We start from the raw sequence: 12,850 nt of genomic DNA on the forward strand, positions 1-12,850 counted from the left end.
ATAAACTGTGTTCGGGACCAATAGTAGATAGGTCACACGGACTGGCCGCTCGTCTGTTGTATCGGTCGAAAAAGCGGATTCACTCGAGTCCGGTCGGCGTTAGCGCCGGAGTCGTGCAACAGCGTTTTCGTTGTCCCCACCTCTGCCCCCGTCTCCGTCTCTGTCTCCGCCTCCACCTTCGTCGAACTCGACTAACTCGTCGTCTGCGAGGTCCGAAAGGAGCCCGCTGAGCCACTCCCGACCGTACTCCCCCTCCGGCGTGTAGTCGACGCGGATCCGGTGGCCGAGCGTGTCGAGTTCGAGTTCGTCGTACTCTTTGAGTGTCGAGATGATTCGGCCACGAAACTGGCGACGGCTCCCCTCGAAACTGGGCTGGGTTGGCACGTCCGGAGCGGTGAAATCGCCGCTGGCGTAGGCCGAACACCACTCACGCCACGGACAGCCAGCCTCGTCGCACGAGGGCGTCTGCTCGCAGGCGACGCCGCCCAATTCCATGATCGCGTTGTTCCAGACCCGCGAGCGGTCGTCGGTCATGAGGTCGTTCGCCGCCTCCTCGAACGCCGCGTCGTCGTCCGGTACGTCGAACGCGCGATAGAGGACGCGCTTGACGTTCGTGTCGACGACGGCGTCTCCGTTGTTGAACGCGAAGCTGGCGACGGCGTTGGCGGTGTAGGGACCGACGCCCATCAGCTCCTGTAGCTCGTCGGGCGTCTCGGGAAACGTACCGTCGTACTCGGATTCGACCTGTTCGGCGGCCTCGTGGAGGTACTTCGCCCGGTTGTTGTACCCGAGGCTGTGGCCCGTCCAGAAGCCGACGATGTCGGCCCGGTCGGCGGCCGCGAGATCGGCCGTCGATGGCCAGCGCTCGAGGAACTCCTCCCAGGCCTCGACGACGCGACCGAGCTGGGTCTGCTGGCTCATTACCTCGCTGACGAGGATTTCGTACGGATCCGCAGTCCGACGCCAGGGAAAGTCGCGGTGGTCATCCTCGTACCACGTGATCAGCGCGTCCCGAACGGGCTCACAGTCGTCGGGAAGGCTCGAGGACTGTGGTGCCTCCGTATCAGTCATCGGTCAGAGTTGACCGCTTGCGGGTTTAGGGCTAGTGGTCTCTCCCCGGCAGCGAATACACGTTAGACCAGTGCACAGTCAGACAGACGACGGGTACCCAAATAGCCAAGGGCAAATCTTTAGGATAGATAGTGGTGAATGCTCACGTGCACCAGGGCAAGGTTGCCGGCACCGGATACAGGAACAGTTTCCGGCGAACGTTTCCAACCAGTACTGACTCCTGGTGCAGTGACGCTTCGCACAGCGATACTGGGCACACCCGCGCCACAGCGACTCGCGGACGCGACTCAACGGCGGGACCGATCACGAGTTCAGGTCGGCTGTCACCACCGACGTGGACGGACCACCAGTAGGATCCACCCGTGATCACAACCGAGCGGAGAGCAGACGAACGTCACGTCGATGCTGACTGGTCAGGATGTTCCTGACCAGTCCGCGTTTTCCTCGCAGTTGCGGCAGCCGAACGACAAATCGTAGACGAGACGACGTCCGATCTCGATTATACTGACCAGCAGACATCAGCAAACCGGACAGTCGGGGGAACGCCGGCAAACGCTTATGCTGGTTGGTAGCATACAACATACTGTGGCAGCGTCGCGGGGACACACCAGCCGATCGAGACGAACCAGTGTGAAACCGGTCGTCTCGAGTCGGGAGAAATCGAGTGTCACGTAAGACGGACACGAGATGCAGTCCTCGACGGAGGCTTCAGCCGATCCAGTACACATCTCTGTCATCGATGGAGATGTGCGAGAAGACCAAGTATCGGATCGCGGGCAACCGTGATTCGAGAACCTGTGCTCCGATCGGATCACAGCAGGGTCGTACGGATCGCAAACGAGCCTTCCGGCTGGGTCCAAACCGCGCCTGTCAGCAATTTCTCGGCGGTGTATTCCACAGCACTACTGTGAGTGCGAACAGGACCAACGCTATCGGTGCGGGGTATCACAGAGCTACTGCGTGTACGTTCTGTTGTACACCCGCGCTTCAAGCACAACCAGACACCTAGACACCAACTAGATCTTGGACCTCAAGCACAACCAAAGCCCAATCACACCCAGAACCACCCACAGCCCAACCCATACGCCTAAACCACCGCACCAACTCGCACAACACATGCGAACGCCAGCACAAAACGCACATCTGGCGCTGCTGCTCGAGGTCGCCAGCACGCCGAAACCCGGCAACGTCGACCGCCACCGCGATCTCGAGGACCTCCGGTTCGAGCACTTTCTCGCCGGCGCGGTCGGCTCACAGCGTGGTCTCAGGATGGCCGCCGACGGCGCAGCCATCGGCCCTGCCTTCGAGCGAGCGGTCGCCGGTATGGCCGACCAGGACGGCGACAACACCCAGTTCGGCGCACTCCTCTTGCTGACGCCGCTCGTCCGCGCTGCAGCGACCGAACTCTCTCAGCCCGTCGCCGAATCGATTGTCGAAGAGACGACTGTCGCAGACGCCGCCGCGTTCTACCGCGCGTTCGAACACGTCGATGTCCACGTTGCCGACCCACCCGCAGACATGGCCCCGCTCGACGTTCGCCGCGGGGGCGACGCAATCCCGGCACTCGAGAAGCGCGGGCTGACGCTGCTCGAGGTGATGGAGCAAAGTGTACCCGGCGACGACGTTGCTCGCGAGTGGGTGACCGGCTTCGAGCGGTCGTTCGCTGCGGCGGAGCAACTCGCGAACGTCGACGGACCGCTGCCCGACCGCGCCGCAACGGTGTTTCTCTCGTTGCTCGCAGATCGGCCCGACACGCTGGTCGCGACCAAGCACGGCGAAGGCGTTGCACGGGAGGTCACCGACCGAGCGGACGAGTTGGCAGCACAGGACGCACTCAGCACTGATCGGGGTGCCGTCGAGGCGTTCGCCGACGACCTCGTCGAGCGTGGGATCAACCCGGGGACCACGGCGGACATCACCGCGGCCGCACTGTTCATCGCACTCGAGTCCGAACTGGTTTCAGTATGAGCGGTGAGCGCGATGGTCGCGACGGTGCGAGTGAGAGTGAGCAGGAAAACGAAGCGGATGCTAACCCAGAGACGACAGAGTGGCCAGTCGAACTTACCGGTGTGACCGAGTCTGTCGTCACCACCCTGGGACCGAACGGATTGTGGAATGCAGCGGCGCTTGGGTTGTTCGCGGACGAGCGTGAGGGAACTGGTGAGGTCGAGACGGAACCGACCACGGAGGCCGACGCGGGCAGTAGGAGACACAACGCTCCCAGGACCCCCACGATCACCGCCCGAACCTGGGGTAACACCCGCACCCGACGCAACTTCCACCGCCAGGGCGAGGGCTACGTCCAGTTCGTCGACGACCCCGTCGCATTCACCGACGCCGCACTCACCATCGACGAACACGAGGAGCCAGTCCTCGACGCAGCCGCCGCCTGGGTCCGCGTCGAGGTCGATCAGTTCGACTCGGGCACCGAGAACGGAACCGAGTGGGAAGCCTGGACGCTCGAACCCGTCGACAGTGCCATTGTGCGCGAAACCGTTCCCACCATCAACCGCGGCTTCGGCGCTGTTATCGAAGCCACCGTCGCAGCCTCACGACTCGGCGTCCCCGGCTACGACGACGCCGACCTCCGAGAGCGACTCGCGTTCTTCGCCGACGTCGTCGACCGCGCCGGTGACTCCCGAGATCGGCAGGCACTCGAGTCGATCCGAGAGTATTCAGAGTGGTGAGCTGGTGGGCGGGTACGGGGTGGCGGATCGACCGATCACCCGGTGGATAGCGAAACAGTACGGAGGAAACGCAAGAGAAAGGGATTAAGAGCCTCTGGACGGAACCTCCCTGTATGGCAATCAAACCGGCCTACGTCAAGAAGACCGGGAACCTCCTCCTGGAGCGGTACCCGGACGCGTTCACGACCGACTTCGAACAGAACAAAGACAGCGTCGACAAACTCACGAACGTCGAGTCCAAGGGCGTTCGCAACCGCATTGCGGGCTACGTGACGCGGAAGAAGGGCGCGCAGGTTCCTGCGTAATCCGTCGCATTCTTGCGTTCGATTCGAGTTCGGTGAGCGGTAGTGCTCAACTGAGGAAAACTGGTGTCGCTGTCAGTTGGACTGCTAGAGGCTGCGAAGAACAGAATCGCTGCCGTGCGATCGTGTCGGGCCGTGCGACGTTACTGATCGAAGCCGGGTTCCATGTAGAACGCGGCGACGAACGCGACAAGCGCGATGAACAGCACGAACATACCTCCGGCGGTGGCCGTCACGAGGTCGAGTTCGGTGCCGATGAGCATGAGTTCGGCCGGTTCCTCTGCACTGGCTGCCTGATAGCCCGTCCAGAGCATCACAAGGCCGATCAGCGTAGAGATGGCCGCAACGACCGTCGCACCGATGCTAAACGGCGTCTTCTGGATCCCTGGCTCGCGCGAGGTGTTCGTCGCCTCGGTCATCGTGACCACTCCGATTGTGCGACACGCCCAACGGATCGGGTCTGTCGAAGGTTCATCGGTCGTTCAATGCAGCCCCGTTTTCTTAATTTCTTCTATGGGCGCGCGACAGCCCCACAGTTCGTGGCTGCAGACACACAGCCCATGCTACCAGTCAGCACGTGAGAATTGAACAGTCGTCAACAAATACTGCCGTTACCGGCTGTGCGGTGAAAATCCAAACGGTTTTGCGGCCACGACACTCAGTGACACAAAATGGCAGTACGAGTAGGCGTACTCGGCGCAACTGGCGCCGTTGGACAACGACTGATTCAGCTTCTTGAGCCGCATCCTGACTTCGATATCGCCGCCCTGACTGCAAGCGACTCGAGTGCCGGAAAGACATACAGACAGGCAGCAAAGTGGCGCGTCGACAGCCCCATCCCCACCGATATCGGGGAGATGACCGTCACCGCGACCGAGCCTGGCGAGGTTCCCGACGATGTCGACCTCCTCTTTTCGTCGCTCCCCTCGAGTATCGGCGCGGAGGTCGAACCGGCGTTCTGTGAGGCGGGCTACGTCGTCTCCTCGAACTCCTCGAACAGCCGGATGGCCGAGGACGTGCCGCTTGTCATCCCGGAGATCAACGCCGACCACCTCGACCTGCTCGAGGTTCAGCGCGACGAACGCGGCTGGGACGGCGCGCTGGTCAAGAACCCGAACTGCTCGACGATCACGTTCGTTCCGACGCTCGCCGCGATCGCGGAGTACGGCCTCGAGAAGGTCCACGTCTCGACCCTGCAGGCCGTCTCCGGGGCGGGCTACGACGGTGTTTCCTCGATGGAGATCATCGACAACGCCATCCCCTACATCGGCAGCGAGGAGGACAAACTCGAGACAGAGTCGCGTAAGCTGCTCGGCGAGTTCGACGGCGCGGAGCTCTCGCACAACGGGATGTCCGTCTCGGCGTCGTGTAACCGCATCCCGACGATCGACGGCCACCTCGAGAACGTCTGGGTGGAAACCGAGGACGAGCTCACGCCGGCCGACGCCGCCGAGGCGATGCGTGCGTTCCCGTCGCTCGACCTGCGCTCCTCGCCGGAACCACTCATTCACGTCTTCGACGAACCGGATCGCCCACAGCCGCGCATGGACCGCACCGTCGGCGATGGCATGGCAATTGCAGCGGGCGGCCTGCAGGAAACGCCGTTCGGACTCCAGTACAACTGCCTCGCACACAACACGATCCGCGGCGCTGCGGGCGCGAGTGTGCTGAACGGTGAACTGTTACTCGAGAACGGCTACCTGTAGCGGTACCGAGCGCTAACACCGCATTTTTACTCCATTAGTAGTTCCAGTTTACCTCATTGATTTGGCGCGCGACACAAGGAGGTAGCGCCCGCAGTATCGAATATGCTTCCAGTGATCTCCGATCCTGAATCGCTCTCGACGCCTGCCGGCGCTGACGACGCTGCAACGACTGACGCCGTCTTCGATCTCCTCTCCGACTGGCGTCGCCGCGCCGTGCTCCGCTCTCTCGACGGACGCAAGGGAACGGACCCCGTGCCGCTCTCGGACGTCGCCGATCACGTCGTTCTTGCCGCCGATGGACAGGACACCAGCGCTCTCGCTGCGACCGGCGATGCCCTCCTCGGAACCCGCAAGCGGATCCACATCTCGCTTCGCCACACGCACGTCCCGAAACTGGCTGACGCCGGTGCACTCGAGTTCGATCCGGAAACGAACACCGTGGCACTTTGTGAGACAGGCGAGAAACTCGCTGCTCAGTTGCGAGACGAGGGAGACAAGAGAGTAGACGCTGACGATGACGGCGAGCCGGACGGTGACGGGGATTTCGTTCCCGAAGCGACAGTCTGAACAGCCAGGATCGACGCCAGAGCAAAATCTGGTCAAGACCTGGCTAAAACTAGTCTCCCTGGCCGAACCACGGTCCGAAACCACCCTCAGTCCGTCGTCACTTACTCCGTCGTCAACTGTGGCAACGCAACGGCCGGAACGGTCCCCTCTTTGACTAGTCGGCGGGCGACATCGCCCGTCAACAGTTCTGCAATCCGGTTTCCTTCCCGAGCAGTGAAGACGACAGCGTCTGCATCGTACTCGTCCGCTGCGTCGAAGATCGTTTCGACGATATCCGTCCCGAACAGCGTCTCGGACTCGATCGCCGCGGGAGAGTCGACGAGCGGTTTGCGCGCCTCTTCGAAGATTTCGTTGGCGTACTCCTTTCGCTGCTCCATCGGTGCCTTATCGATCGTCCCGCCTCCCTTCTCGATGACGTTCACCAGGACAACCCGGCTGTCCGCATCGAGATGCGGGGTGAGCGCTTCGGCCGTTCGCTTGCCATCTTTGGGGTCGGCCGCCGGAACGATCACTGTCCCGTCGAACGTGAGCGTCATCGTGATCCCTCCGGCACCGACTGTACACTTCTCGTCACACACATCGTCTGTCCGGCTCCCGATTCGAATACCATGCCTGGACTTCGAGATAGAGTGCCAAAAAAGTGCACGCAGCCACCGAGTTCACGGGAAGACGAACACTTCTCCCACACCGGCTCTCAGACGCTGCAGTCAGATGCCGGGTTTCGAACTGAAGGCAGCAACTCGAGTACCAGTCTCAGCTCAGGGACGAACCTGATTGACGAGTTCAGGCACCGGTTCGTCCTCGCTATTCTCGAGTCGCTCGACGTTTTCCGCGACGATATCGGCCAGCCGGTCGTAGTACTCCGGCGTGTGACCCGCATTGTGCGGCGTGATCTGGACGTTGTCGAACGTCCAGAGCGGGTGGTCCTCCGGAAGCGGCTCGGGATCGGTAACGTCGAGCGATGCGCCACGGATGCGACCGCCCCGCAGCGCGGTGACGAGCGCGTCAGTGTCGACGACGGGACCGCGCGCGATATTGACCAGTACAGCCTCAGGATCGAGCGTCGTCAACGCCTCGCGGTCGATCAGCCCGCGCGTCGTCTCCGTGAGTGGACACGCCAGCACGAGATAGTCCGTTTTGGCGAGTGCCTCTTGGAAGTCCTCGCCACCGAAACCGATAACCTCGTCCGTCGGCCCGCCCTTCTCCGGCGAGTATCGGACGCCGATCGTCTCGACGCCGAACGGCTCCAGTCGCTCACAGACCGCCTGTCCAATGGCACCGAGCCCGACGACCGTTACCGTCGATCCCTGCAGTTCGTAGGCCTTGTAGTGGCGCCACTCCCGGCGGCGCTGTCGCCGATTGCCCACGTGGAACCGGCGGGTAAACCGGAGAATCGCCCCCAGCACGTGCTCGCCGATGTTCGGTCCGTGGACACCCGACGCGTTCGTCACCGTCACACCGCGCTCTTCGAGTTCATCGAGCGGCAAGTGTCCCGTTCCTGCGTACGCACAGGCAAACGTCTCGAGTTTCTCGGCGGACTCGAGTAGCTCCTCGTCGAGCGTCATGCCGGTGACGAAGCTGGCGGACTGGATTGCCTCACGTTCCGCAGCGGGGGTGCGCGCGAGAGCGACCGTGTGCTCCGGGAGCCGATCACGGATAGCGTCGGCGTACTGTTCGACCGGCGTTCCGTGAGTTCCCTTTCGGAGGACGAGCACGTCTGGGTCCGCCACTGGCGGCTCTGTAGCAGCGTCGACATACTCGTCGTGTGCGTCATTCGATGGCATGTACGTGGCCTCACGCGGTGCGGGCAAAAACGTTGGTCTCACGGTGAGATAGGTAGGGGTAGCACGCAGGCCGGTCGACCTCGGTCGGTGCGTATTTCGGGGGACTCCCTTCCAGGCAGGAAATACAGGTACTTTAATACGGGCCACTGACTCCACACGGAGTATGGAACGCGTTGAGGTCGCGGTCGTCGGTGGCGGACCCGCGGGTGCCACCGCGGCCGAACGGGCCGCTGCACACGGAGCCGAGACGGTCCTCTTCGAGCAGGGAGTCCCCCGCGAGGACCGCGAGGAACTCGGGCCGGACTCGACGGACGCCGCCGGCATGCTCGACTACTGGATCGATATCATGGACTTCGAGTTCGAGGAGATTCCCGACGAGGTCGTCCTCTGTGAACTCGAGGGCACCGAGTTCGTCGGACCGAATAGCGCCGTCAAACTCACCACGACGGGGATGGACGCCAGCTATTCGAAGTTCGGCTACACATTCCACCGCGCGCGGATGGACGACTGGCTCTACGAGCGCGCGACCGACGCCGGCGCGGACCTGCGCGTCGGGACCGGCGTCTCGGATCTGGAGACTGACCTCCGATCCGAGAGTTCGAAGGGGCCGACCCACACCCTGACGCTCTCGAACGGCGATCAACTCGAGGCCCAGTACGTTATCCTCGCCGACGGTCCACAGCGCCGGATCACGCTCGAGGCACTCGACCAGTTCACTCCGCCTGGACGCAGCATCTCGGAGCAACTCTCGCCGCCGGAGGCAAACCACATCGCCTACCAGGAATACCGGGAGTTCCCGCCCGAACTGTTCGAGGAGTTCGAGGACACCCTCAAATTCTGGTGGGGCTACATGCCGGGCGAAACTGCTTACCCGTGGGTCTTCCCCAACGACGGCACCGTCGCCCGCGTCGGCCTGACGATGCCCATCGGCATGCGCCTCGAGGACGTCGACAACCCCGAATCCTACGCGCTGCTCGACCCCGAGGACGACCAGCTCCCCTCCGGCTCCGAGTACATCACGCGACTGCTGGAACTCGAGTACGGTGACGAGTACGACATCGAGGAGGACATCCCGATCGTCGAGGATCGCGGCAAGTCGAAGGGAACCGAGACGTACCCGATCTCATCGACGCGGCCGATCGACTCACCCGTCGGTGCGAACATCGCCGTCGCTGGCGGTGCGATGGGAACGACCTCGGCTTTCCACGAAGGAGGGTACCACGTCGCCGTTCGCACCGGTAAGATCGCCGGTCGACTCGCCGCAACCGACTCACTGGAGAACTACAACGAAATCTGGAAGCGCGCCATCGGTGACGAAATCCTGCGTAACGTCTCGTTCGCAGACATCGTCAAAGAGTACGAACCCGACGACTGGGACTGGGCCTTCGATGTCGTCACCGACATGCAGGGCGACAGTTCCGGGAACGCCCTGCTCAACCGAACGTACTCCGCCGGCATCGGCGCGACGAAAATTCTCGCGGCGTACAAGAAGCGAAAGTTCACCTACCGCAACGGGAAGTACGTCCAGTTCAACGAAGACGACTACATGTACTGACTCACGCGGGCGGTTTCTTCTCAGAAACCGACATCGAACGGGCTAGACGCGATTGTTCTTCCGGGTCACCACCGACCGATCAGTGGCGTGTCACCACCCCTGCAATTCGATCGACACAAACGGGGCCGGAAGCGCGGCCGAGGACGGTCGCGATGGGCCCGAACCGTTGCCCTCCTGTTCTGCCTGCCCCGCCTCTCCCACCTCGTCTTCGACTCCACTCTGCAAGCCGAGTTCGAACGACAGCCCTGACTCGAGTGCCGGCCCGTCCGCCGCAGTGAACAGCAACGACCGCAACGATGGCGAATGGTCGGACGCGAGGACGTGCGTTCGGTACGACGACGCCAACAACGACGGCTGCCACTCGAGTCCCGATTCGATCACGGTCACACTCGTATGCGGAGTATGCTGGTACGATCGCATGACACCCCACTTGGGCGCAGTCGTTTGCTCACCGGCGCTCTCGTTATCGGCTCGGTGCTCACCCGTCGACGCATAGCGAGACGAGGCGGTCGCGGCTGTCGCTCCAACTATCGCCCCCGACAGTAAGCCGCACTTGAGAACCGTTCGTCGCGATGTCGAGTGCGCTGTATTTCGAGGCATCAGTATTACCTTCACCGGACCAGCACCGCCGCTATAGTGATTGGCGTTACTCGTGCCAGGGCGAGTCAGCGGAACACCCACACCGGCTGAATGATCGATACCGAACAGCAACCAGCCGTCCTCACTGTCCAGTTCGGGCGGAACAGTGTTTTATAATGCTGTTTCCCGCCAGTATGCCTCGATGTTCTATCACGATTCAGAGTTACAGTACGAAGTCACGGTCGAAAACCCCGATCCGCACTTCGCAAAGCTCCTCCAGCAGGCAATCGGCGGGCAAGAAGGCGAGATGCGCGTCGCGATGCAGTACATGTTCCAGGCCTGGGCGCTCCCTGAAGAGTACGAGACCTATCGAACCCTACTGATGGAAACTGCCGTCGAAGAACTCGGACACATCGAACTGCTCGCTGCAGCCGTCACGGAGAACCTCCGCGGGTCGCCAAAGGAGATGCGCGACGAAACCGAGGAAACCGCCGCCGCTGCAGCCGCGATGACCGGCCAGAACCCACGACAGTTCCTCTCGTCCGGCCTCTCCGCGATGCCAGTCGACAGCAACGGTGTCCCCTTCAGCGGCGGCTACATCGTCGCGTCGGGCAACCTCGCCGGCGACCTCTATGCGAACGTGATGGCCGAGGGAACCGGCCGCACCCTCGCAACGCGGCTCTGGGAATACACCGACGACCCCGGCATGAAGGACATGCTCTCGTACCTGATCGCCCGCGACACGATGCACCAGAATCAGTGGCTCGCCGCACTCGAGTCGCTCGACGAGCCGGTGCCAGTTCCTGCGAGTTTTCCACAGGAGGAGGAAAATCAGGAGGTCAACTACGCATTTATGTCGACCATGCGCGAACCACAGGACGACCCGAACCTCCCCTGGACCCAGGGTGAGGCGCCTGATGGCAAAGGTGAATTTAGCTACCTCGCCGAACAACCAGGTGATGGTCCGGGAATTCCACCCGAGCCGGACCCAAGCACATACAACACGCCTGAACGGGAGTAAACTCCGTCACTCAATCTCTGGATAAATGACAATGTCATCGAAATCTCTGGCCGGGTTCCTACCAACAGGAGTGAAACTGTTAAACACGCCACGCTCCTAGGACAACTGCGTGCCTTTAGTCCCCGGCCGAGCGTACCCATTCGGGAGCGATGACAGCACGGCGAACCCGGGCACGCAACACGTGAACCACCCGGCACGAGGGTTAGCCAGCCGACGCGGCACGCCGCCACGGGATGAGGCTGGACGTTAGTGTTCCGGGTGACATTTCACACAGTACACAACTATCACCACCGTGAGCGAAGCGGCTATCCACAATCACGCGAGAGAAATCGCCATTAGGTCCGCGGAGAGGTTTTTGACACTCCTCGGTGAACCAGCGGTATGACGAGTGAGAAAACATCGGCACCGTTCGACGTCGTTGTCGTTGGCGGCGGCCCTGCTGGCCTGAGTGCGGCACTGTACTGTACACGGCTTGGAAACAAGACTGCGCTCGTCGACCGCGGAGGAGGACGCACTGCCATGATGCAGGATGTCCACAACGTCGTCGGTATCCCCGAGGAAACGAGTGGGGCCGAATTCCTGTCGATTGGCAAAGAACAGCTCGAAGCCTATGGGTGTACGGTCTACCGGGACACCATTTCATCTTGTTCGCGCGCAGGACAGAGCACTCGTGACTCCTCTGAAGAGCAGCACCAAGAACGGGGACAGGAACAGAAACAGGATCGGGAACAGAATCACGATGAGTCAACGACTACCGAGGGCGTCCCAGAGATCACGCTCTGTGGAACTGACACCGACTACGTCGCCGAGTACGTCGTGCTTGCAACCGGATTCACCGACGAGAGGCCAGACCCTCCCCTCCCACGTACTGGGCGTGGCCTCCACTACTGTTTGCACTGTGATGCCTACATGTTCGTTGACGAGCCGGTCTATGTCATGGGGACGTCCGAGAGCGCCGCGTACGTCGCTGCAATCATGCTCAATTTCACGTCAGATGTTGATCTCCTCACACGGGGGATAGAGCCAACCTGGAGTGACGAAACCGAATCGATGCTTTCGAACCACCCCATTGAGATCGTCCACGAAGAAATCGCCAGCGTCCAGAACGGCGATGATGGCTGGCTCGAGTCATTGACCTTCGAGGATGAGACTGTTCGCGAATACACCGGCGGATTCGCATTGTACGGCTCGAGCTACAACAACGGCCTCGCGACAGAACTCGGCTGTGCGCTCAATGATGATGGGACCGTCATTGTCGACGATCACGGTCGGACCACCGTCGAAAACGTCTACGCAGTCGGTGACCTCACACCAGGCCATAATCAAGTTCCAATCGCACTCGGAGAAGGTGCACGGGCAGGCATCTCGATCCACTGGGATCGGCGTAAGTTTCCGCGGGATCCGTCCCTTATCGACGAACTCGGGCCGGTCCGCAACGACGATGTCCCGGGAATTCCAGACGAATTACTCGAACAAGCAGTTGAGTACCATACCTACGACTGAAACAGGTATTGTGCTGATTCGAGGGTGTCATAGAACAGTTCTCATACCAGAGAGCAGGGTGAATGCTGAGATGGT

Annotated in this window: 13 protein-coding genes; 8 read left to right on the forward strand and 5 right to left on the reverse strand. The window is 61.7% G+C overall.

Going from position 1 to position 12,850, the window contains the following annotated elements; translation table 11 throughout:
• Window positions 1-99: 99 nt before the first annotated feature.
• Window positions 100-1,071, reverse strand: coding sequence for an A/G-specific adenine glycosylase (locus BBD46_RS02925; protein ID WP_071400265.1), 972 nt, complete (start codon window positions 1,069-1,071; stop codon window positions 100-102).
• 1,116 nt (window positions 1,072-2,187) lie between these two features.
• Between BBD46_RS02925 and BBD46_RS02930 the strand changes: the two genes are divergently transcribed.
• The 3 genes from BBD46_RS02930 to BBD46_RS02940 all read left to right on the forward strand — a co-directional run bounded on the left by BBD46_RS02930 (window position 2,188) and on the right by BBD46_RS02940 (window position 4,063).
• Complete coding sequence (locus BBD46_RS02930) at window positions 2,188-3,039, forward strand: triphosphoribosyl-dephospho-CoA synthase (protein WP_071400266.1); 852 nt, start codon at window positions 2,188-2,190, stop codon at window positions 3,037-3,039.
• The gene (locus tag BBD46_RS02935; protein WP_071400267.1) at window positions 3,036-3,758 is read left to right on the forward strand and encodes a DUF447 domain-containing protein; all 723 of its coding nucleotides are present in this window, start codon (window positions 3,036-3,038) and stop codon (window positions 3,756-3,758) included. Before BBD46_RS02930 ends, BBD46_RS02935 begins: the two co-directional genes overlap by 4 nt.
• 113 nt (window positions 3,759-3,871) lie before the next feature.
• Window positions 3,872-4,063, forward strand: coding sequence for a 30S ribosomal protein S17e (locus BBD46_RS02940; RefSeq protein WP_004267024.1), 192 nt, complete (start codon window positions 3,872-3,874; stop codon window positions 4,061-4,063).
• A 140-nt stretch (window positions 4,064-4,203) separates the two neighbouring features.
• Here BBD46_RS02940 and BBD46_RS02945 read toward each other — a convergent pair whose 3' ends face one another.
• On the reverse strand, window positions 4,204-4,479 hold the full coding sequence (locus BBD46_RS02945) for a hypothetical protein (RefSeq protein WP_071400268.1): 276 nt from the start codon (window positions 4,477-4,479) through the stop codon (window positions 4,204-4,206).
• Window positions 4,480-4,731: 252 nt separating this feature from the next.
• Here BBD46_RS02945 and asd point away from each other — a divergent pair, with 252 nt between their 5' ends.
• Together asd and BBD46_RS02955 are read left to right on the forward strand one after the other, a co-directional pair.
• Window positions 4,732-5,766, forward strand: coding sequence for an aspartate-semialdehyde dehydrogenase (gene asd, locus BBD46_RS02950; RefSeq protein ID WP_071400269.1), 1,035 nt, complete (start codon window positions 4,732-4,734; stop codon window positions 5,764-5,766).
• A gap of 102 nt (window positions 5,767-5,868) precedes the next feature.
• A complete protein-coding gene (locus BBD46_RS02955; protein ID WP_071400270.1) occupies window positions 5,869-6,333 on the forward strand; it encodes a DUF7344 domain-containing protein in 465 nt (154 codons plus the stop codon).
• A gap of 101 nt (window positions 6,334-6,434) precedes the next feature.
• Here BBD46_RS02955 and BBD46_RS02960 read toward each other — a convergent pair whose 3' ends face one another.
• Both BBD46_RS02960 and BBD46_RS02965 read right to left on the reverse strand, forming a co-directional pair.
• A complete protein-coding gene (locus tag BBD46_RS02960; protein WP_071400281.1) occupies window positions 6,435-6,869 on the reverse strand; it encodes a universal stress protein in 435 nt (144 codons plus the stop codon).
• Window positions 6,870-7,091: 222 nt separating this feature from the next.
• Window positions 7,092-8,117: a D-2-hydroxyacid dehydrogenase gene (locus BBD46_RS02965; RefSeq protein WP_071400271.1), complete on the reverse strand. Its 1,026-nt coding sequence runs from the start codon at window positions 8,115-8,117 to the stop codon at window positions 7,092-7,094.
• A gap of 163 nt (window positions 8,118-8,280) precedes the next feature.
• Between BBD46_RS02965 and BBD46_RS02970 the strand changes: the two genes are divergently transcribed.
• A complete protein-coding gene (locus tag BBD46_RS02970) occupies window positions 8,281-9,672 on the forward strand; it encodes an NAD(P)/FAD-dependent oxidoreductase (RefSeq protein ID WP_071400272.1) in 1,392 nt (463 codons plus the stop codon).
• A gap of 90 nt (window positions 9,673-9,762) precedes the next feature.
• Here BBD46_RS02970 and BBD46_RS02975 read toward each other — a convergent pair whose 3' ends face one another.
• A complete protein-coding gene (locus BBD46_RS02975) occupies window positions 9,763-10,053 on the reverse strand; it encodes a hypothetical protein (protein WP_139173477.1) in 291 nt (96 codons plus the stop codon).
• Window positions 10,054-10,453: 400 nt separating this feature from the next.
• Between BBD46_RS02975 and BBD46_RS02980 the strand changes: the two genes are divergently transcribed.
• Together BBD46_RS02980 and BBD46_RS02985 are read left to right on the forward strand one after the other, a co-directional pair.
• Entirely contained in the window at window positions 10,454-11,272 is an 819-nt protein-coding gene (locus BBD46_RS02980) for a manganese catalase family protein (RefSeq protein WP_071400274.1), read from the forward strand.
• A 381-nt stretch (window positions 11,273-11,653) separates the two neighbouring features.
• A complete protein-coding gene (locus BBD46_RS02985; protein ID WP_071400275.1) occupies window positions 11,654-12,775 on the forward strand; it encodes an NAD(P)/FAD-dependent oxidoreductase in 1,122 nt (373 codons plus the stop codon).
• Window positions 12,776-12,850: the final 75 nt, after the last annotated feature.

The organism is Natrialba sp. SSL1 (assembly GCF_001861355.1).
In the GTDB taxonomy this organism is placed as follows: domain Archaea; phylum Halobacteriota; class Halobacteria; order Halobacteriales; family Natrialbaceae; genus Natrialba.

What these genes read in the sequence shown, in the direction of transcription:
- BBD46_RS02925 (WP_071400265.1), bottom strand. Translation starts at nt 1,071, where the DNA reads ATGACTGATACGGAGGCACCACAGTCCTCGAGCCTTCCCGACGACTGT.
- BBD46_RS02930 (WP_071400266.1), top strand. Translation starts at nt 2,188, where the DNA reads ATGCGAACGCCAGCACAAAACGCACATCTGGCGCTGCTGCTCGAGGTC.
- BBD46_RS02935 (WP_071400267.1), top strand. Translation starts at nt 3,036, where the DNA reads ATGAGCGGTGAGCGCGATGGTCGCGACGGTGCGAGTGAGAGTGAGCAG.
- BBD46_RS02940 (WP_004267024.1), top strand. Translation starts at nt 3,872, where the DNA reads ATGGCAATCAAACCGGCCTACGTCAAGAAGACCGGGAACCTCCTCCTG.
- BBD46_RS02945 (WP_071400268.1), bottom strand. Translation starts at nt 4,479, where the DNA reads ATGACCGAGGCGACGAACACCTCGCGCGAGCCAGGGATCCAGAAGACG.
- asd (WP_071400269.1), top strand. Translation starts at nt 4,732, where the DNA reads ATGGCAGTACGAGTAGGCGTACTCGGCGCAACTGGCGCCGTTGGACAA.
- BBD46_RS02955 (WP_071400270.1), top strand. Translation starts at nt 5,869, where the DNA reads ATGCTTCCAGTGATCTCCGATCCTGAATCGCTCTCGACGCCTGCCGGC.
- BBD46_RS02960 (WP_071400281.1), bottom strand. Translation starts at nt 6,869, where the DNA reads ATGACGCTCACGTTCGACGGGACAGTGATCGTTCCGGCGGCCGACCCC.
- BBD46_RS02965 (WP_071400271.1), bottom strand. Translation starts at nt 8,117, where the DNA reads ATGCCATCGAATGACGCACACGACGAGTATGTCGACGCTGCTACAGAG.
- BBD46_RS02970 (WP_071400272.1), top strand. Translation starts at nt 8,281, where the DNA reads ATGGAACGCGTTGAGGTCGCGGTCGTCGGTGGCGGACCCGCGGGTGCC.
- BBD46_RS02980 (WP_071400274.1), top strand. Translation starts at nt 10,454, where the DNA reads ATGTTCTATCACGATTCAGAGTTACAGTACGAAGTCACGGTCGAAAAC.
- BBD46_RS02985 (WP_071400275.1), top strand. Translation starts at nt 11,654, where the DNA reads ATGACGAGTGAGAAAACATCGGCACCGTTCGACGTCGTTGTCGTTGGC.